Origin of the sequence: Alteromonas antoniana (assembly GCF_019249295.1) — a bacterium.
GTDB lineage: Bacteria > Pseudomonadota > Gammaproteobacteria > Enterobacterales > Alteromonadaceae > Alteromonas > Alteromonas antoniana.
The window spans coordinates 39,821-60,072 of sequence record NZ_JAESDH010000013.1; the positions used below are offsets into that span (position 1 = coordinate 39,821).

The 20,252-nt window shown below is 50.7% G+C and carries 18 protein-coding genes; 14 read left to right on the top strand and 4 right to left on the bottom strand.

Going from position 1 to position 20,252, the window contains the following annotated elements; all coding sequences use genetic code 11:
* Position 1: 1 nt before the first annotated feature.
* The 3 genes from JKP77_RS12125 to JKP77_RS12135 all read left to right on the top strand — a co-directional run bounded on the left by JKP77_RS12125 (position 2) and on the right by JKP77_RS12135 (position 5,747).
* Positions 2 to 2,854: a glycosyl hydrolase 115 family protein gene (locus tag JKP77_RS12125; RefSeq protein ID WP_218311492.1), complete on the top strand. Its 2,853-nt coding sequence runs from the start codon at positions 2 to 4 to the stop codon at positions 2,852 to 2,854.
* Positions 2,855 to 3,327: 473 nt separating this feature from the next.
* Positions 3,328 to 4,311, top strand: a complete 984-nt coding sequence (locus JKP77_RS12130; RefSeq protein WP_246601193.1) for a glycoside hydrolase family 43 protein — start codon at positions 3,328 to 3,330, stop codon at positions 4,309 to 4,311.
* A gap of 14 nt (positions 4,312 to 4,325) precedes the next feature.
* Positions 4,326 to 5,747, top strand: a complete 1,422-nt coding sequence (locus tag JKP77_RS12135; RefSeq protein WP_218311493.1) for a sugar porter family MFS transporter — start codon at positions 4,326 to 4,328, stop codon at positions 5,745 to 5,747.
* A 105-nt stretch (positions 5,748 to 5,852) separates the two neighbouring features.
* Here the strand turns inward: JKP77_RS12135 and JKP77_RS12140 are convergent, their stop codons facing one another.
* On the bottom strand, positions 5,853 to 6,089 hold the full coding sequence (locus JKP77_RS12140; protein WP_218311494.1) for a hypothetical protein: 237 nt from the start codon (positions 6,087 to 6,089) through the stop codon (positions 5,853 to 5,855).
* 198 nt (positions 6,090 to 6,287) lie between these two features.
* On the opposite strand from JKP77_RS12140, the gene azu reads away from it, so the two are divergent.
* The 4 genes from azu to JKP77_RS12160 all read left to right on the top strand — a co-directional run bounded on the left by azu (position 6,288) and on the right by JKP77_RS12160 (position 8,331).
* Positions 6,288 to 6,737, top strand: a complete 450-nt coding sequence (gene azu / locus JKP77_RS12145) for an azurin (protein ID WP_218311495.1) — start codon at positions 6,288 to 6,290, stop codon at positions 6,735 to 6,737.
* A gap of 285 nt (positions 6,738 to 7,022) precedes the next feature.
* Positions 7,023 to 7,562 carry a DUF4920 domain-containing protein gene (locus JKP77_RS12150; protein WP_338024870.1) on the top strand — a complete coding sequence of 180 codons (540 nt, stop codon included), beginning with the start codon at positions 7,023 to 7,025 and terminating at the stop codon, positions 7,560 to 7,562.
* Between the two features lie 154 nt (positions 7,563 to 7,716).
* Positions 7,717 to 8,127, top strand: coding sequence for a hypothetical protein (locus JKP77_RS12155; RefSeq protein ID WP_218311497.1), 411 nt, complete (start codon positions 7,717 to 7,719; stop codon positions 8,125 to 8,127).
* A 3-nt stretch (positions 8,128 to 8,130) separates the two neighbouring features.
* The gene (locus JKP77_RS12160) at positions 8,131 to 8,331 is read left to right on the top strand and encodes a hypothetical protein (RefSeq protein ID WP_218311498.1); all 201 of its coding nucleotides are present in this window, start codon (positions 8,131 to 8,133) and stop codon (positions 8,329 to 8,331) included.
* A 35-nt stretch (positions 8,332 to 8,366) separates the two neighbouring features.
* Here JKP77_RS12160 and JKP77_RS12165 read toward each other — a convergent pair whose 3' ends face one another.
* Complete coding sequence (locus JKP77_RS12165) at positions 8,367 to 11,084, bottom strand: hypothetical protein (RefSeq protein WP_218311499.1); 2,718 nt, start codon at positions 11,082 to 11,084, stop codon at positions 8,367 to 8,369.
* A gap of 443 nt (positions 11,085 to 11,527) precedes the next feature.
* On the opposite strand from JKP77_RS12165, the gene JKP77_RS12170 reads away from it, so the two are divergent.
* The 3 genes from JKP77_RS12170 (at position 11,528) to JKP77_RS12180 (ending at position 14,205) form a co-directional block, all read left to right on the top strand.
* Positions 11,528 to 12,655, top strand: a complete 1,128-nt coding sequence (locus JKP77_RS12170) for a hypothetical protein (protein ID WP_218311500.1) — start codon at positions 11,528 to 11,530, stop codon at positions 12,653 to 12,655.
* Between the two features lie 70 nt (positions 12,656 to 12,725).
* Positions 12,726 to 13,487 (top strand): MBL fold metallo-hydrolase, encoded by a 762-nt coding sequence (locus JKP77_RS12175; RefSeq protein WP_218311501.1) that lies wholly within the window; start codon positions 12,726 to 12,728, stop codon positions 13,485 to 13,487.
* A gap of 121 nt (positions 13,488 to 13,608) precedes the next feature.
* Positions 13,609 to 14,205 carry a hypothetical protein gene (locus JKP77_RS12180; RefSeq protein ID WP_218311502.1) on the top strand — a complete coding sequence of 199 codons (597 nt, stop codon included), beginning with the start codon at positions 13,609 to 13,611 and terminating at the stop codon, positions 14,203 to 14,205.
* A gap of 218 nt (positions 14,206 to 14,423) precedes the next feature.
* Here JKP77_RS12180 and JKP77_RS12185 read toward each other — a convergent pair whose 3' ends face one another.
* Positions 14,424 to 14,771, bottom strand: coding sequence for a carboxymuconolactone decarboxylase family protein (locus JKP77_RS12185; RefSeq protein WP_218311503.1), 348 nt, complete (start codon positions 14,769 to 14,771; stop codon positions 14,424 to 14,426).
* Between the two features lie 521 nt (positions 14,772 to 15,292).
* On the opposite strand from JKP77_RS12185, the gene JKP77_RS12190 reads away from it, so the two are divergent.
* Together JKP77_RS12190 and JKP77_RS12195 are read left to right on the top strand one after the other, a co-directional pair.
* On the top strand, positions 15,293 to 16,669 hold the full coding sequence (locus tag JKP77_RS12190; RefSeq protein ID WP_218311504.1) for a YcjX family protein: 1,377 nt from the start codon (positions 15,293 to 15,295) through the stop codon (positions 16,667 to 16,669).
* 9 nt (positions 16,670 to 16,678) lie between these two features.
* Positions 16,679 to 17,578, top strand: coding sequence for a DUF697 domain-containing protein (locus JKP77_RS12195; RefSeq protein WP_218311505.1), 900 nt, complete (start codon positions 16,679 to 16,681; stop codon positions 17,576 to 17,578).
* A 159-nt stretch (positions 17,579 to 17,737) separates the two neighbouring features.
* On the opposite strand, the gene JKP77_RS12200 is transcribed toward JKP77_RS12195, so the two are convergent.
* Positions 17,738 to 18,964: a threonine/serine exporter family protein gene (locus JKP77_RS12200; protein WP_218311506.1), complete on the bottom strand. Its 1,227-nt coding sequence runs from the start codon at positions 18,962 to 18,964 to the stop codon at positions 17,738 to 17,740.
* Between the two features lie 228 nt (positions 18,965 to 19,192).
* Between JKP77_RS12200 and JKP77_RS12205 the strand changes: the two genes are divergently transcribed.
* Together JKP77_RS12205 and JKP77_RS12210 are read left to right on the top strand one after the other, a co-directional pair.
* Positions 19,193 to 19,375, top strand: coding sequence for a hypothetical protein (locus JKP77_RS12205; RefSeq protein ID WP_218311507.1), 183 nt, complete (start codon positions 19,193 to 19,195; stop codon positions 19,373 to 19,375).
* Between the two features lie 62 nt (positions 19,376 to 19,437).
* Positions 19,438 to 20,244: a hypothetical protein gene (locus JKP77_RS12210; protein ID WP_218311508.1), complete on the top strand. Its 807-nt coding sequence runs from the start codon at positions 19,438 to 19,440 to the stop codon at positions 20,242 to 20,244.
* The last annotated feature ends 8 nt before the right edge of the window (positions 20,245 to 20,252 follow it).

Sequence of the window (20,252 nt, forward strand, 5' to 3'; positions counted from 1 at the left end):
TATGAAGTGGATTTACGCTCTGTTTTTATTCAGCGTTGCTACCGCCTCCGCAGCCGCCGGGTACCTGTCGGAAGATTCGGGCACCGGCTTTCCTCTGGTTAGCGACAATGCTGTCGCGCAGATTGTGGTTGAAGAAACCGCAAGCCCTGGTGTGATCCGCGCGGCGAACAGCGTTAATGAAGATATTTATCGGGTGACGGATCAGCGCCCCGGCGTCATCTCCTCATTGCCCCGTTCCGGCGCCATTGTATTGGTTGCCGAAACAGGAAAAAGTGCGTTGCTCGCACAACTGGTGGCGTCCAACAAGCTGAATACCGATGAGCTGGAAGGGCGATGGGACGGCTATCTTATACAGCATGTCAAAGCGCCTTTTGAAAATGTTGATGAAGCCTGGGTCATCGTAGGTGCCAACCGACGGGGTGCCATGTATGGATTGTATGATTTAAGCGAAACCATTGGTGTATCGCCCTGGTACTGGTGGGCAGACGTTCCGGTAACACAGCGTAAAGCGGTGTATCTTAAATCAGGAACTCGTATTCTTGAATCTCCCAAGGTGAAATATCGCGGTATATTTTTAAATGACGAAGCGCCTGCGCTTACCAACTGGGTACATGAAAAATACGGCGGCTATAACGCCGCGTTCTACGAGCATGTGTTTGAGCTACTGCTGCGCCTGAAAGCCAATTTTCTGTGGCCGGCCATGTGGAACAATGCCTTTGCCGATGATGATCCGCAAAACCCGGTGCTGGCACATGAAATGGGCATTGTGATGAGTAACTCTCACCATGAACCTATGATGCGCGCAGACAAAGAATGGAATCGTTATGGTGAAGGCGCGTGGGAATATTCCACTAACCCGGAGAACCTTTACAAGTTCTGGGAAGAAGGCGCACAGCGTCACAAGAAGCTTGAGAGTATTTTTACGCTGGGTATGCGCGGCCAGGAAGATACGCCGATGAGCGAAGGGCAGAACGTAGAGCTGCTTGAAACCATCGTGGCAGACCAGCGCAAGATTTTGGAAGACACGTTTGATAAGCCCATTTCGGAGGTGCCGCAGGTATGGGCGTTATACAAAGAGGTACAGGGCTTTTATGAGCGCGGCATGCGTGTTCCGGAAGATGTCACTTTACTGTGGACCGATGACAATTTCGGCAATATCCGTCGCCTGCCTGTCGAAGAGGAACGCGATCGTAAAGGCGGAGCCGGTGTCTATTATCACTTTGACTACGTCGGTGATCCGCGTTCGTACCGGTGGATAAATACCATACCGCTGGGCAAGGTGTACGAGCAGATGAGCATGGCCTGGGAGTATGGTGCCAGAGAAATCTGGATCACCAACGTCGGCGATCTTAAACCCATGGAGCTACCGATAGATTTTTTCCTGACCATGGCCTGGGATCCTGAAGCCTTTGACGGACAAAGTGCAGCGCAATTTACCCGTGATTGGGCGGCGCAGCAATTTGGTGATGCCCATGCGGATACGGTAGCCTCATTACTGAATACCTATACGCTTCATAATGGCAGACGCAAGCCCGAGGCGGTGACGCCTGATACCTATAGCCTGTATCACTATGATGAAGCGGAACGTGTGTCAGCATGGCTGAGCGAGGCTGCACAAAAAGCTGATAGCCTGCAGCAGGCGTTGCCGGAACAATTCCAAAGTGCCTTTTTTCAGCTGGTGGGATATCCGGTCTGGGCAACACAGACAATGTACGAACTCAATTATGCGCAGGCTGTGAATGCGCGAGATGCTGCTCAGGACCGGGCTTCGACAAGTGAGTCGGCAAAGCAGGTTGACTACTGGTTTGCCCGCGATAAGCAATTATCCGATCAGTATCACTCGCTGAAAGACGGTCGCTGGAATCACATGATGTCACAGCCTCATATCGGCTTTGTTCACTGGCGTAATCCGCCTGCAAATCTGCCGCCGGTTACCCGTCACAAGGCGCTGGCAACGCCGGCTGTCGCCGACATGGGAGTGAGTACACAGAATCAGTCCATATACTGGCCTGCCAGCGAATGGCAGAAGCAACCACTGACACTTGAACCCTTTACGCCATTCGGCGCATCGCAGCGAACCGTAACGGTGTATAACCGTCAGGCTAAACCCTTTGATTTTAAGGCAGAAGCAACAGCTGACTGGATCCGGTTGTCTGACACTGCAGGTACTGTCGCGCAACAGCACGACCTGGATGTCAGTATTGACTGGGATTCCCTGCCAGCGGGCGTGCACGAGTCGAGCATTTACATCACCGGAATCGGTTGGGGAGGGGCAACGGTCCATGTGAAAGCCATTAACACCCGCAGTCAGCCCCACGGATTTGTTGAAGCAGATGGAGTGATAGCGGTAAATGCGTCCAGCGCGAACATTGATGGCAACCAGCAGCACGTGAAGTGGGAGCGTCTGTCGCTGCACGGACGAACGGGTGAGGCAGTGCGCAGTTTCATCGGTGCTGACGGTGAGGTCCCCAAACGTCTGACAGAAAGACCGGTGCTGACATATCCGCTGTATTTTACGTCTACCGGTACATTTGACGTCACCATCGATATATCGCCCTCTCAGCAATTCTTCCCGAACCATAAACTGGCGTTCTGGATGAGTGCAGACAGTGACGAGCCACAGCGAATTGAAGGCGCGGGTGATTACAAATACTGGGGGCAGGAAGTCGTAGACAATGTTCGCCAGCTGAAAACGTCGGTTACCATCAGCGAACCTGGCGCACATACCCTGAAGCTGTATCTGGAAGATACCGGCGTGGTGTTACAAAAAATAATAATCGATACCGGGGGGCTGAAGCAGAGCTATCTTGGGCCGCCGGAATCTCCATTTATTTCTCAGGGAAGGAGAGAATAAGCCTTATCGTCATTCAGCGAGCGCTCACGCAGGCAACTGCAAGTCAGCGACGCAGAGAATGGCTGTCGTCTCAGGCAGGAATCCAAAAGGTTATGTCAGATAAATCAGAGACGGTAGCAACCCGTCTCTGCGATTTTCGTGACTCGTCGCGCCTGTCTCGCCTGCCCCGTCCTATGTAAATTTTATGTAATTCCATTCCGCCATGGCGTTATCTTGTTTTGCACCGTTTTAACATTGCTGAAAGCACAGCGACGCTGCAAAATGCTACACAACTAGCGAATAAATACAAAAAGGAGCACGTTGTGGCAATTAAGCATTGTAGTGTAAAGACGCTTTCACTGGCCGTGTCTGCCGTCATTCTTTGTGCATGTCAGCCGGCTAATGAGGCCGACAGTATGAATACCACAAAGCAACCCGAAGTACAGGCTCCGGCCTCTGCAGAGAAACCGGTAGCGACTGACACCTCTTCTGAAATGGCGGCGGGATATGCCGAGCCACTGGTAACGCATATTTACACAGCAGATCCCTCTGCACATGTGTTCAACGACAGATTGTACATTTATCCGTCACATGACGTGGAGTCTGGCATTCCGCAAAATGACAACGGCGACCATTTTGATATGCGCGACTACCACATTCTGTCTATGGATGAGGTAGGTGGTGAAGTGACCGACCATGGTATGGCGCTGTCTGTAGATGATATTCCCTGGGCGGGTCGTCAGCTGTGGGCACCGGATGCGGCAGAAAAAGACGGCACGTACTATTTGTATTTCCCGCTTAAAGATAAGCAGGACGTATTCCACATTGGTGTGGCGACCAGCGATGACCCGGCAGGCCCGTTCGAACCTCAGCCAGAGCCAATGGCAGGCAGCTTCAGTATCGACCCGGCAGTATTCAAAGATGATGATGGTGAATACTACATGTACTTTGGCGGCATCTGGGGCGGTCAGCTGCAGCGTTACGAGGGCGAAGAATATAATCCTGAAGATGAGTATCCTGCTGATGATGCGCCAGCTGTGAAGCCGCGTATTGCCAAACTTAGCGATGACATGATGTCTTTTGCTGAGCCGGTTAAGGAAATCGATATTCTTGATCAAAATGGCGATCCCATTCTGACCGGCGATAACGCGCGTCGTTTCTTTGAAGCTGCATGGGTACATAAGTACGACGGCAAGTATTACTTCTCCTATTCCACAGGCGATACTCACAAAATCGTATACGCAACCGGTGATAACCCTTACGGACCATTTACCTACCAAGGCGTGATTCTGGAGCCGGTTCAGGGATGGACAAATCACCATTCCATCGCGAAATACAAAGGTCAGTGGTATCTTTTCTATCATGATAGTTCGCTGTCCGGTGGCAAAACCTGGCTGCGAAGCGTGAAGATGACAGAACTGACCCATCGTGAGGATGGCAGTATTGTTACTATCGACCCGTATAAAAAGGCCGAGTAAGTATGGAACAAACTATGAGTGGGCAGGCCGCAAGGCCTGCTGACAACGCCGCGAATAACACGGCGTTTATTTTATTTATCAGTGTGGTCGCCACCATTGGCGGCTTCCTGTTTGGTTTTGACAGCGGTGTGATTAACGGAACGGTTGATGGGCTGCAGCAGGCGTTTAACTCTGAAAGTGTAGGGACAGGGTTTAACGTGTCCAGTATGTTACTGGGCTGCGCTGTGGGCGCCTTCTTTGCAGGACGTCTGGCTGATCGTTACGGACGTCGTGCGCTATTAATGACCGCCGCTGTCCTCTTCATTATCAGCGCCTGGGGCTCTGGCGTAGCTGGCACTTCAGGTGAGTTTGTCATCTACCGTATTCTTGGCGGTCTGGCCGTGGGTGCCGCGTCAGTGATGGCGCCCGCCTATATTGCTGAGGTATCGCCAGCGCGCTTTCGTGGCATGCTCACGTCTATCCAGCAAATTGCCATTATCAGTGGCCTGTTTGCGGCATTTGTCAGCAACTATCTGCTTGCCGATGCGGCTGCGGGGTCCACGGCAGAGTTCTGGATGGGCTATGAAGCCTGGCGCTGGATGTTCTGGATGGAACTGATCCCAGCCTGTTTATTTTTACTGATGTTGTTTTTCATTCCGGAGAGTCCGCGCTTCCTGATGGTGAAAAAACGTACGGATAAAGCGCAGGAAGTCCTGACCCGGCTTTACGGCAAAGCGGCAGCTGACCAGAAAATTGCCGAAATCCGTGGCTCTCTGGCTGACGATCACAAACCCCGGCTCTCAGACCTTATTCAGAAAGGGTCTGGTAAAGTTCGCCCGATTGTCTGGGTAGGCATTGGTCTGGCGGCGTTTCAGCAACTTGTGGGTATCAACGTCGTGTTTTATTACGGCGCCGTGCTATGGCAAGCAGTAGGCTTCTCTGAATCGGATGCATTGCTGATTAACGTAATAAGCGGAGCTATCAGTATTGCCGCCTGTGTCATCACGCTGATGGTCATTGATAAAATCGGTCGTAAGCCGCTGCTCAAATGGGGCTCGATTGGTATGACAGTGACGCTGGGGACCATGGTGTATGCATTTTTGAATGCTGATCAGGATCCTACCGGCAGGCTGATTCTTGGCGATTACGGCACCATTGCGCTGGTCGCAGCCAATGCCTACGTGTTTTTCTTCAACATGTCCTGGGGACCGGTAATGTGGGTAATGCTGGGAGAAATGTTCCCGAACCAAATCCGTGGCTCGGGTCTGGCAGTTAGTGGCCTGGTTCAATGGGGCACAAACTTTGCGATCACCTGGACGTTCCCCATGTTGCTTGCAGGCGTCGGATTGGCCGGAGCGTACGGACTTTATGCCATATGTGCACTGTTGTCGGTAATCTTTGTGGTGAAGCTGGTTAACGAGACTAACGGCAAAGAACTGGAAGAGATGGAAGGATAATTTCCCGTATAAAGCGCCCTTTTTGCCGCATTGTGCAGCGAAGGGCGTCTGGTAATCATGTGATGAACCTGGACTTTGTCACGTTGGGGCCTGCTGGCCCCTTTTTTATAAAACCTGCCCCATTACGCGGTTCATACAAGCAAAAGATAACAGCGAAAGAATAAACGCGAGTCCTGACAATGAGGGACAGCAGCAAGCTATCCCTGCAAAAAGCTCAACGGGATATGTCGGCAAAAAAGCGGCCTGATTCCCCGTTAAGAAACACACCGAATGCGCATGTTTACCACTGCGAATGGTGCTGGCAAGTGCACCTTTAGCAAGCAAATTACCAATTTCTAACAAACATTAAGAATCCGTATATCGATGTGAAATTGTGATCTGACTATCGTTCATTTTACTACCCACAAGTCGAGCCCAGGCGGCACAATAAACAATCGTGTTATCGCTCTGGTGCCTTGCGTTACCGGTAATTTGCGCACTGACCACGCGCTACCTGAACGCTGCAATTCATTTTAAAACCAGTATGAAAAGGTGTATGTAATGAAGCTAAAAAGCATTCTTTTAGGCGCTGTTCTTCTTGGCGCATCGGGTACTACGCTGGCAAACGAGTGTGAAGCAACCATCGACAGCAACGACATGATGCAGTTTGATAAATCTGAGATGACGATCCCTGCATCCTGCGATGAGTTCACTGTCACACTGACTCACAGCGGGAAGCTACCGGCAGCATCAATGGGGCATAACTGGGTGATGTCGACCAAAGCCGATATGCAGGCAATAGCAACAGACGGTATGTCAGCAGGACTTGATAATAATTATATCAAGCCCGGTGATGAACGTGTTATCGCGCATACGAAGGTCATTGGCGGTGGAGAGAAAGACTCCGTGACCTTTGACGTATCCGGATTATCAGCAGACGAATCTTATGCATTCTTCTGCTCGTTCCCGGGACACATCTCCATGATGAAAGGGACGGTTATTGTTAAGTAACAAATACCTGAAGTAACAAATACCGGGAATAGCCGGTACCAGACGCGCTGCATAGATTATTAATACAGCGCGCTTTGGGAAAGTGCTGATTGCACCCAAACGCCCGCCATTTTCGGGCGTTTTTTATTGTAAAACCGGAGGCTGATAAGAGGTTTAATGTGGTGCCGATTTACCTTCCTTCTTTGAATACCAGCTTTTATCCGCGACAGATGAAAATCCGCGCACAGCAAGATGCGCTTGATATGGCATCGCAGTCACTTGCCAGAAATAGCAAAAGATCACATAGTGAACGGTAATTGGCGATCGCCCGATGGCGGCGTTGTAACCGGAGAAATTACAGTGAAGTATTATGTCGTAGCGTTGTTAGCAGCGTTAAGCTCGCCTGCAGTCAAAGCTGATAACACCATCAGACTATCAGAGCCAGTGGCAAAGACAGAGCATAGCGAGACCTTTGGCAGCGAACTGGATACCCGTTTACCGCAGGTATCGCTTGCAGCACTTGAGGCTCAGCCACAGAACTACCTGAATACCCCCTTTCAGGTGACAACGCGTATAGCGAAGGTGTGTCAGAAAAAGGGCTGTTTCTTCATTGCGCAGCAGGACGATGTGACAATACGGGTGTCATTTAAAGATTATGGCTTTTTCATACCCTCCGATAGCGGCGGGAAAGAGGTAACGCTGGCCGGCACGCTGATAAAAAAGACAATGTCAGCAGAGCAGGCGGCGCATTTTCGCGCAGATCTTAACGACAGCAATCCGGCTCTGGCACCAGGCGAGGTGTATGAGATAGTTGCACAAAGCGTCCGCATCCCTTTACGCAGCTGACAATACCTGTTCACCATCATTGTAGAGAGCGGTCGCCATGACGCTCGATTACAGGTCAGCAGAATAAAAAAACACTTCTTTTATGTAAATAAAAACAATTATCATTTGCATTGGTGGGTGTTGTCCTCTAGGCTGAAAGCAGGAGGATGACACTATGCAGCTAACTTATCTTTGTCCAAAGCATGCCGACTGGGTGTATAACAACCCGCAGCAGGCAGTACATTTTCTGACCCGAAACGATATGCAGGGTAGCTTGCTGTACCACAGCGGTCAGTACTGTGATGCGATTCCTTATCTGGGCTGTGCGTTCGATATTGCCGCTATTTTATTAGAACTGGAAGATGGCAACGATGTGACGCTGGTCAATAACGTAAAAGCGCTTACGTTTATGTTAGGCAGCGCGTATCAACTGTCACAGCGCTGGGATTGCTATCAGGCAATTCACGCTCGCGCATCACGGTTGCTGGCGGCAGTAGCGAGGTATCAGGAGCATCAGCAGCAAGTGCGCACCGGTGAGTCGTCGAACCCGCCTGACGCACAGCGACCACTTTCTGCGAGCAAGTGAAAAATGAAATCGGTAATCAGTACTGTGCGAACGGCATTGATAAGCTGCCTGAGTGGCGTTGTACTGACGCTATGGGGCGTGCAGCAAAATCTGGTGTCATTTATCGACGGCCGGCTGTTATTTTTACTTATACTGGCAATCGCTGCGGCAATTACCGGTTTTGTGGTGTACTGCGCGCACCGGCAATCTTCCGCTACTGATTAAAAAAAACCGCCGCGAGATCGCGGCGGCCTTATTACCTAGTGCGTCAGGATCATACCGGCTCTGGAACCTATCACCAGCGACATGTTCGGGCTGTCCGGGTTGCCGTGTGACAAGCCATGACGGTCCAGCATGCCGGGAAGCGAGGTGCCTCTCCAGATAACGATACCGGTATCCGAATCGACCTCAGCAATAGAGGTCGACGCCGCGCCCCAATAATCGTCGTTATCAGTGAAGGCGACGATGATATTGTCAGAGTCAGGCGCAAGGATAGCGTCAGTGATTGCTCCTTGTACCTGTACGTTGGCAATCACCTCAGCTTCCAGGGACATCTTTAATATGTTGCTGCTGTAGTAGCCGTCCCCCACACACAGGAATGAATCAGTCATCGGACGCGCCAGCATGTTGTAGCATGCGCCGCCATCCTCACTGTTGCTACTGGCTCGCAGCCCTAACTGACCATTGTTAAAGGACAGCACTAATACTGCTTCATAGGTGTTTACCAGCACCACCGTGTTGTTACCGCTGTCAGTAGTGACGGCAACCGCTTCAATGTGCGCACCGGTTGCCCAGGTACCGAGGATCTGATTGTTGCTGACGTCCTGAATGTACAGCATTTCTTTATCGGCATAGAGGACGTCATCAAAGCCATCGCCGTTGACGTCGGCTACTGCGACAGCTGAAACAGACATATCGGTGTTGTTGCTATCCAACTGCCATAATGCGATGCCACTATCCAGCTCAATGACGTCAATTCTGGGAGAGTAGAAGTCGGCACCAAGCAAAAACAGTTCGTCATACTCATCGCCATTGATGTTTCCGATAGTGGCGTAACCATGCTGTTCCCAGTTACTGGAAATCTCTTCACTAACGAACACGTCGCCATCTGATGTCATGGTGGCATAACGCTGGCCCTCATAGCCACTGTCGGTAGAAGGAATGACATAGACAGCCGCACTTTCACCCGGCGCGATTTGAGCCCAGCCTGCAGCCGTAAAATAGTCCAGCTGAGACGGGTTTTCGTTGTACCAGTCTACATAGGGAGTAGGGGACAGTTCAGCCACAACCAGCTTATCTTCGCCGGTAGAGCCGGTTCCGGTGCCCCACATCAGCTCATCTTCACCGTCGTTATCGATATCGCCAGCGGTCAGGCCGATATTTTCATGGTCAACCATGTCCAGCGTCCACAGTTCGGTATAGGTGTTACCAGTAATATCAAAACCGTGGATCCCGCCCCATTGGCAGTCACCCAGTATAATTTCTTCGGCTGGGTCGCTGTCGAGATTATGGGTGATGACAGAGCAGTTATCTTCATTGTCGATGCTGACAATTTGTGTGCTGTTTTCGATATCCCAGACAGTTAGTGCGCTCCAGCCAGAAGACGCCAGCACCTCGTCAATGCCGTCGTTGTTGATGTCACCGGTGGTCAGTACGCGGCCAAAACCGTCAGCGTAGTACCACTGGCGATCGCTGGTGTTGATATCGTAGATTTCACCAGAAGACAGCACCAGCTCAAGTGAGGCATCACTGTCGACGTTGCCAACGGTCATTTCAAAATTGTAGCTTTCTTCGGTAGTCAGGCTTAACAGCTCGGTCTGCAGATTATTGTCATACACGAACACATTATGATTAGCACCATATTGACCTGTTGCAATAATCAGCTCCGGGGCTGCGTCACTATCAATATTTTCCAGTAGCATGTGGGTGATGATGTCATCGGATTCGAATACCGCAACCGGCGGCAGGTTCATATCTTTCACGTGATACACGTTACTGCCCGACGCCACAAACGCTTCTGACATACCGTCGCCATCAGTGTCAAAAAGCGCCATACGCGTCATGCCGTCTTCACCGGAAAATGCATACGGGTAGGTGAATACTGACTCATACCCATCGCCCTTCGCGGCAATCACTGACAGAGTGCCTGTGCGGTCCAGGATCACCATCTCGTTATTGTTATCACCAATAACGTTCGCGACCTGAATGCCGTTTGACGTATAGGCTACCTCAATACCTTTACGCATTGTCGGTGCGGTAAAGTCAGCGTGCGTCACCGTAACCTGTTGTTGCTCGGGCGCAAGTACACGTTCTGCTGTGAAAGCAAAGCTGACAGTAGTCTGAGGATTTATCATCGGGATGGAAGGCGTCCAAGTAACCTCGCCGCTCTCGCTGACTTCCATTCCACTGGGTCCGTATAGAAGAGAAATCGGCGTAGACAAATCAATGTCGGGAGATACCGTAAACGTCACCGGGCTTCCCGCCTGAACGGATTGTGGCAGGCTGGAAACGGTTAACGAGACGGCGCGCTGAAGTTCAAATAAAACGTCGCCACCAGTATTGAGTTCGTACCAGTCCATCTGCAATGAATTGGAAAAATCGGCAAAAAGTTCTATTGTGCTGCCAACAGCATATTCATAGGCGTTTTCGCAGTCGTATTCCTGATTTTGCTGCTCGAAATTCAGCACCAGGGAATGCCGGTTACCTTCCTCTACTGTACTGTCGAATTCATAGCTACCGGCGATAAAGGCCTCAGCTGAGTGAATTTCAAAGCTGCCGTCGGCATAAAACTCGAAGGTTTCAACACACTGATTGGGGTATTCGTAAAACCAGGTAGCAACAACAGAGTTAGTTTGCTGGTCGGGTGGAGGCGGCGTGGTTCCTCCGGTGTTTGAACCATTTGAGCTGCTTCCGCCCCCTCCGCCACATCCGGCGAGAAGTGAAGCTGACAACATAATGAGAGGGACAAGCCTTTTCATGGCAATCTTCCTTAACTATAACAGCGTACTGCTATCCTGATACTACCCTTTCTGGCAATGGCCTGATGATGCGATCAAATGGGGCTATGACAAAGAGGAGACAAAAAGTAAGCGGATTCTGCCAAATAAAACGGAAAAAGCCAGAGAAATGAGACAAAACGATAAAGATTTAATCAAAGCAGACAAAACTATATTTCTTTTACTGAAAAGTCAGGCATGTCAGTGGCATGAGTGTGTATCGCGTTAAAAAGCGAGTGTGAGCAGCCGCTGACACGTTATTTGCTGAAATAAACAGAAGACTTCAATAGCTGAGTTAATACAGGATGTCGTAAGCGCTCCGGCTAAGATTATGTTCAGCAAACTGGCATTATTATGGCAAACTGAAATTACCGGGCAGGGCAGTTGTTTGCTGATGCCGTCGTATCCAGACCAAGGTGACAACTATGAATGCAGAGCGCCCCTTATTTAAGCACATACGGGATCATGCCACGCTGTTTTCCGAAATGGCGCGTTATCGCAATGAGGCCGCTGCTAAACTGGGGCTTAAGGGATATGAGTATCACAAAATTCCAAAATTTATCGGCCCAGATGGTGAACGTCTGACGATTGAGCCCGAACGCAGCATTATCGTTCCCGAGCTAAAATTGCTGGAAGGGGTGAAGGTGATTCTTCAGGAGTCCGTCTCTACACTGACGCATATTGCCAACAGCGATATTGGTTATCGCTACCCGACTGCCGCGCTGGCGGGGTTGGATGCCCCCTTCATTAAACGCATGCGCTCTGAGTATTTTCATCGGGTAGACGAAGACAGAAATATTTGTCGCCCGATAAACTTATCTTTTGGTATTAAAAGCCGTGGTAAAGCGGACAATCGCCTGGAATATGAAGTGTGGTTACCGGAAGACGATCCTGATCAGGATCCGTTGCCGCTGCTTATTGAAAAGTACGGCGAAGACTTACCCGATGATGTCCGTCATTTTGTTCAGCAACCGTCACGCATTCATGGCTGGATGGGCGTAAAACGGGCAGCATTTGAGTCGCTGTACCAGAACCAGGCGGAGATGGGCAATCTGGTTATCTGTGTTGGCCTGTCTGTGGATGCCTATAACATTGGCGCCAGACCAGACTTGTCCTATTGCTCGGAAGTAGACAGCTCAATCGCTGTCAGTAATGCCGAGTTGGAGTGGGAAGTGATGGGCTACTATGCGCCATCGCACGCCAGATTCAGTCACGATGAAATCTGGGCTGCAATTAATCATACGCTGGATGCGATAGGTCGTCCGCTCAGCGACGTCTATTCCAGTGTGATTATTCCCATCGAGCAAAGTAAAACGGAGCGCATTCTGCATACCGTAAACAATCAGGGCATCACGCCTGCACACATTGCGCACCTGGACTTGCAAACCTGGGAGTTTTTACAAACCGCCAGCGAGCACCGTGTCAAAGCCCATGATCCCTCCCGAAGCGTCAACTTACTGGGGCGTTTGAACCGGTTGTTTTACCAGGACGACCATAAATTACCCTCACTCAAGTACATGCATGACCTGATTGCCCATTTACCGGCCAGTTAACCGACCGTAACTGGTCTAACCACAAAAACTCTGCTAGCGTTCAGTGTCAGGCCAACAAGATTCGCATCGCATGAAGCTTCATACGCTAGAGGGTTATATACAGCAAATTCACCTGGTAGAAGAGGGGGATAAACTCCTTCTGTTAGATGGGTGTTCGCGGGCAGATGTAGATAATGTCTGCCGCTTCATCCGTGAAGAGCTTGGCCGGCCATTGTCTCACCTTTCAGTGATTGTAGTTACGCATATGCATCCTGATCATGCCGGGGGTGCGCATAAACTACGCAGTATCAGCGGTGCGCGTATTGCGGCCCACCCCAAAGCCCGTAACTGGTATGCAGGGCTCGCTGGTCGCAGCGCACATGCCATCGATGTCGCGCTCACGTGGTGGGTAGCTAACCGCCTGGGCAAGCCGAAAAAGCATATCTGGTACAACCCGCTGCTGCGGCCAGATATCCTGTTAACCGATGGACAGCGCGTACCTGAGTTTGAAAACTGGAAGGTTTACTTCACCCCCGGCCATACCGATCATGATTTATCAGTCATGCATATGCCTTCTCAGCGCATCTATGTTGCCGATCTTATGGTGAAGGTAAAAGGTGAACTGGTGCCGCCTTATCCGGTTTGTCACCCTAATCAGTATAAGCGTTCGCTGAAAACTGTCAGGGCTCTGAAGCCAGCCTCGGTGCTGTTCGCACATGTCAGAGAACAGGCCGGTGCCGGGATTGATTTTGACCAGGTGTTACAACACGCGCCAACATTGCCTAAAAATCACTGGCATTCCACCCGCAATCGCATTTCCCGTAAGCTGGGGCTTAATGAAAAACAGCATTAAGCGTGAGAAGAGAAACGCACTAGCGCACAGGGGGTAATGGGCTGAACGTTGTCAACGCAGGAAATGAGGCGATGGATTGATGTATAGTGACGGCACAATCAATCACAACGTACTAACGACTATGAAATTTTCTGGAATTTTGCTTGGCGCTGCACTCGTTTCTTTGCAAAGTCTGGCGGCGCTGCCGTCATTGCACTCGCATCCATATCAACAGACATTTTTTGATTCCCTGGCTTCACTGTGTGGACAGGCATTCGCTGGCAGACTGGTTACCGATACCGCTGGCTCAGACAGTTTCAGCGGCAAAGCGTTAATCATGCATGTGCGGGAGTGCACCGATACTCAACTACACATTCCGTTTCATGTGGGCGACGATCGTTCGCGTACCTGGATCATCACCCGCACGGGAAGCGGTCTGACGCTAAAACACGATCATCGTCATAAAGATGGCAGTGAAGATGCGCTCACTATGTACGGCGGGATAGCTTCAGAGCCTGGCTTTGCGCAGGTCCAGTCATTTCCGGCTGACGCCTATACCCAGTGGATGTTTGCCGAGCAGGGACTTCCCCAGTCGATACCTAACATCTGGCGCATGTTTGTGTATCCAGACATGTTCAGCTATCAGCTGGTGCGGGAAGGCCGCGAATTTCGCGTCGACTTCGACCTGACTGCGCCCGTCGATACGCCTCCGGCCCCATGGGGTGCAGACGAGGGCTAGAAACAATGGGGTGCTGACACGTTATCACATAGTGTGAATACACGGCTGGTCAGCATCGCGGCTCGCCTGCAACGATGTTGTGCAGAACCGCAGAACCGCAGAACCGTGCAGAGCTACAGGGCTGTATAACCGCGAAGTTGTGGCAGCGGCAAGAAAGCATGCAGTGCTGCAAATAAGAAAGCCGGTGGCTTACCGGCTTTCTCTACAGCGTACGGGCGCTATTTCTTTTCAGAAAACTGCTCGTAAGCCAGCATCGCGTCAGCCGCGTACATCAGTGACGGGCCGCCACCCATATAAATTGCCATACCCAGAGTTTCTTCAATTTCTTCTTTGGTTGCGCCAAGTTCTACCAGTGCTTTTGCGTGAAACCCGATACAGCCATCACAGCGTGTGGATACGCCAATCGCCAGTGCTATCAGCTCTTTGGTTTTCTTATCCAGTACACCGTCTTCGGTGGCAGCGCGGGCCATAGCAGAGAAGCCCTGCATGGTGTCAGAAATGTCGTTGCGCAGACTTTTCATGTTTGCGGAGATGCGTTGCGTAATGTCAGGGTACGATTTGCTCATGGTATTGTCCTTATATTAGAAAGTTTTTATATATTGAGGGATAAACCGGCATTTTTAAAGTGGTATGAGGTGAAATGAATGCGATATCGGCAAACACTTCCCCACATGACAGCAACATCTGCTCTCATTATAGTGTTGAATCAGGGACTGTTGATTTTTGCTGTACACTTTTGCAGCGCATTGTTAGTGATTCAGGCAAGGGCAGCGTTCACGCGGTGTAGCAACGCTACATAAGTGGGCGATAACACAGCATAAATCACTAACAAACGCTGCCCGCAGGGTTTGGCTAAACGCGTTTTGCTCTTTGTTCCGTCTCATTTACCTGGATGACCAGGCTACAATCGGCGCGCTGTGATCAAAACGCGTTTATCCAGAACAAAATTCGTACAGCAAAGATTAACAGGCCCTTTGCAGTTTGTAACAAAGTATTCAATTGGCTTGCTTTTATTGGCATCAGCACCACTAATTAACATTATGTGCCAGAAAGAACGCATTCGCATTACAAGGAGTGCCACCGCCTTATGCGCGAGTTTTTTAATCAGATCATCAAACCGGTTCAGTCACTGTCGGGACAGGGTATGTCGCAGGTAGACGCCTGGTTTTTACAACAGCGTCACCGCTTTACCATTACCGGATTAAGCCGCAGTGGTAAGTCGATGTTGTTTACCAGCCTGATGACTATTCTGAAGTACCGCAGTGAAGAGAAGTACAACTGCTTACCACTGCTGGAAGCACTCCCAATTGATTTGGTCGAGCACATGCGTCTTGAGCCCTTACCAGGCTACGACTTCTTTCCGGTAGATGAGCATATGCAGGCGCTGGCGCGCGGAGAATGGCCTGCGCCAACAGAACAGGCCTATGGTTTTAAGCTGATTGTCAGGCTTCGCCAGACCAGCACACTGAAAAAGTACTTAATGCCATATACCGACGTGGTGTTTGAGTTTATCGATTACCCCGGCGAGTGGATCACGGATTTACCGCTGTTAAGTAAATCATTTGTCCAGTGGAGCGATTCTGCCTGGGCGCAGCAGGCCAGTGAACCGCAAAAATTTTATGCTACCGAATGGCATGATTTTATCGAAGAATTTGATTTTGAGCAGCCGCCAACCCGTGAGGCGGTGTTAGCGGTTGTTTCACAGTACCGGAAGTACCTGCAACATGCGAAAGAGAACGGCATCTCAATGCTGCAGCCGGGGAGTTTTCTTATTGACGGTTCCGGGTTTGACTGGCGCTCGCAGGGATTTGCGCCGTTGCCTTCAAAGGTCTCCAGCGATGTTTCTCACCCATGGTACAAAACGTTTGCCAGACACTACGAGGCTTTTCAGAAGCAGTGGTTACAACCGCTGAAAGACAATACATTCCGGGAAACTGACAAGCAGATCATTCTGGTAGATTTATTTGAAGGGCTGAATCATTCCAGGCAGCACCTGTATCAGCTAAAAGAAACATTAAGCCATCTGGCCGAGACCTTCGTGTACGGCAACCCGAACTGGTTCGCCCGCCATGTGCTCAGGCAGCATAAAATTGGTCGTGTTGCCTTTGTGGCAACCAAAACTGACCTTATCCCGGAAGCACAAAAGCCAAACATGCTGTCATTGTTAAAGCAGGTGTCTGAAGGCGCGGTGGCAAAATTCGAGGGGAAACCCATCGAGTTTGAGCATTTTTTAGTGTCGGCGATTAAAACCACGGATGCAGGCAGCAACGACAATGCACTGCGTTACACCAATGCTGACGGCGCCTATGTCGAGGCCGATTTTGAAGCCTTGCCGGCGAAGTTAAAAGACATGGAAGCCGATGCGCACTATCCGGTGTTAGCTGCCAGGGTGCCGAAAGACCATTTGCCCAGAATGCTGAACGGTCGTGGGTTAGACCGTTTGCTGCAATTTTTACTTAATTAGGGAGGCACCATGTCTGCCGATACCTCACAACGATATCGCTCTAAAGTTACCCAGCGCACCATTAACACAGTGCAGCCAGAAGCCGACATGCCGGCGAAAATCGAGGAAGATACCGCCGCCATCGCGGTGAAAAAACGGGGCCTGTCGCTTGGGACATCAACCTTACTGCTGGGCGGAGCCTGTGCCATCGGCTTTGGTGTATTCAGCGCGGTGGAGTCTGTATTGCAGCGGATGGATAGCTATCCGGTAACCGCCAGCGTTTTAGGAACCCTGCTGGCGGGTTTCGTGCTTTGCATGCTGACGCTGGTGGGCCGCGAAGTGAAAGGATTTATGAACGTGAACCGCCACATGGACCGGCGTCTGGATTATGCTGCGCTTTCAGAATCAACCGACAAGCGCGCTATTCTTAATGCGCTAAAGTCCCATGCCAGCGCGTTTTCTTCACACAGTTATGCCGCGCATTGCTATCGCACGTTCTCGCAGGCCGTAAACAGCGATCAGGATGCACAGGAAGTGCTGTCACTGTATCGGCGCACGGTAACTCAACCGGTAGATAAGCGTGCTCAGGAGTTAATTCGTAAAGAGTCGATGACGGCGGGGAGCCTGACCTTTATCAGCCCGAATCATCTGATTCAAACGCTGATGATTGTGTGGATAAGCTTTCGCACAATCCGACGCGTGGCGCAGGTATACGGCTTGCGACCGGGCACCTTTGGCAACTGGCAGCTGTTTAAGATTCTGGCCCAGAATATTGCCGCACAAAGCATTTTTGACCTGGCCACCGATGAGGTTGCCAATCAGATAAGCGGCTCATTAACCGCACGTTTTATGGAGAACTCCGCTGAAGCGGTGGCTGTTGGCGCGCTCAATGTGCGATTAGGAAAAGCGCTGGTGAAACTGCTGCACTGAGTCCGCCTTGGTGCGCGTCGGGTGCGTGAGTCCCGCCGCACTCCGGCTCGCTGGCACGGCGCTGCTGATGAGAACCGCCGTACTCTTGCTAGCTATCCACCGCGCTGTTGACGACGTTTGTCGAGCCGGGGCGTGTAAACCTCAGGCATGACGTCTGGCTTAAATGGCTTTTTTCGTCGGCGCGACGACGTTAGCAAAAATAAGTCCGGCCACCAGTGACATGAAAATAACAAACACTTCCTGTCCCAGATGGTCAGATTGCACGAAGTCCTGCCCGGTCATAAAAGAATTCAGGCCAATATAGGTTTTAGAGCCAGGAACCAATACAATCAAACCGTGCATTGCGACAATGGTCGCAGGCTGGTTAGCAATACGTGTAAATACATTAGCAAACACGCCTAAGCAAAACGCGCCCACAAACGTGCCCAGCCCGCCGTCCAGATAATCGGAGCTCCAGGCAGTGGCACTGTACGCGATGAAGGCTGACATTATCGCCCATGGAATGTGTTTAACCCGCGTCCGGAAGATAGCAACCAGCGCCAGACACAGCAGAAAGACTGACAGCCAGGTCGCCCAGTAAGGCAGGGACTCTGCCGGCTTGTAAATATTCTCGCCAAACAGGCTGAATCCGGCTGATACCCCCAGAAATGCTCCGAAATACAGTTTAAACAACTGCATAACCGCATCCATGGTACGCGCGGTGCCTGACACCATATTGCGGGAGCTCAGTTCGGCCAGGCCCATAAACAGGGCCAGTCCCGGAACAAAAACAATCACCGAAGACAGTACAATAAGCGGTATGTTTACCCCCGGATCCAGATACCGGCTGATGGCACATGCCAATATACCGGCAACGAAGGCGGTAACCGGTTCGAGCATCAGGTTCACTCGCTTAGAGCGAAACGACCATAAGGTCCACAGATAAGCAACCAGCCCTAAGAACCCAGACCAGAAGATTTCCGGCCAGCTTGCGCCCATCAGCATGGCAAAAGCGCCGGTAGCCAACCCGTAAGCCGCTCCGGTAATGAGTTTTCCATAAGGGCTGGGCATGGCGTCTATTTCGTTCAGACGCTGGTTAGCAGCAGCCAGAGACAGCTTGCCTGTCAAAAGTGAGCTTGCCAGTTCATCGGTCAGTGACAACGCGTTCATATCCAGATCACCGGGCATCAAACGGGCGGCATGGTTGTACTCGTCTTCGTGACGATCACTCCAGATGACGAAAGTCAGTGACGTTGGCGTAGAGATAAATGAAGCGTGCACACCCAGATACGTTGCCACTTCCGTCAGGTAAGCTTCCAGACGAAATGAAGGCGTGCCGTATTTGTGCAGCATTTTGCCAAGCTTCACGATAAATTTTCGGATTTGGATAAATTCGGTGGTGTCCAACGTGGATTCTCAACGTTTCAAGGTAACAGCGACAGCAGCGGCGGAGCTGCCTAAATAATGCGCGGATGATAGGGGTAAGTGAAGCGCTTAGCAAAGAAGTTTTTTACTCTCTTTTTAATTAGAAAAAATAATGTCTGCAGAACCCAGAACCCAGAACCCAGAACCCAGAACCCAGAACCTACGACGAATATCGTATAACTCAGTACGCGTAGCAGGAAGTAGACGGAGGTGCGCACCGACAGTCTGACCCAGTTACGCACCATTCCGGCAAGGCGTACCCGTCTTGCGCACCGGTTTCTCAGGCATACGTCAGCCGATGGCCAGCAGGCATTAGCCGTGATCCAGCTGCTACCAAAACAGGGTAAAACCCTCACAGGCTTATCGTATCAATTGGGTATTTTATCGGCGTAGCCTTTACTCGATTGATGATAATAAGTATCATTTTCATATTAATTAATCGAGTGGGTTTAGATATGACAACAGGAATCAAGAAACACTGGCGCAGCGCGCTGTTCGCCGTTATGGCTGCAGGCATGACCAGTCAGCCGGTTCTGGCAAACGGCGAGATCACTGATCAGGTTAATCACCTTAAAGAGCATATCGGTGAATACACCGAAGAGGTGCACTGGCTCGAAAACAAATTTGGTGGTGTCGTTGACGCTTACGCGCAGGATGGCAAACCTGATACACATCAACTTATTGAATTCTGGGAAGAAGTAAACTTCCACTCTGCCATCGAAACACAGTATGTACCCATCTATGCCTCTATCTGGCAGGGGATCTACGGCGTTAAGCAAGCGATTGATAACGGCAAAGATGTTACTGCGGTTCGCGATGAGCAGGAGAAACTGAATCAAGCCTTGTGGCAGGCGTTGGGCGCAGTTAAACTTGCCGCCAAATATCAGCAGGACGGCTTGGTAAAAGCGATAAAAACCACGGCAACTGAGCCGGTCACCGGTCCTGAAGTGATTGATGATATTAAAGATCGCCTGCACCGCGTTGTTGCCAAATATGCTGAGAAGCTGAATGAAGTTGCGACAACGCTGGTTCACGATACTTATATGCAACGCTTTGAAGGCATCGAAGGCGCATTGATTGAGCAGGACGCCGAACTGGTTGAAGACTTAGAAAAAGACTTCAACGTGACACTGCCTCAGGCCATTTCAAAAGACGCCGGTGTCGATAAGGTTCGCGACGTAGTAGAGGCCATGCAATCGAAGCTGGACCGCGCGAAAACGCTGCTGGTCGAAGCTGAGAAAGGTCGTAAAGAGGTCTTCTAAGGAATTTG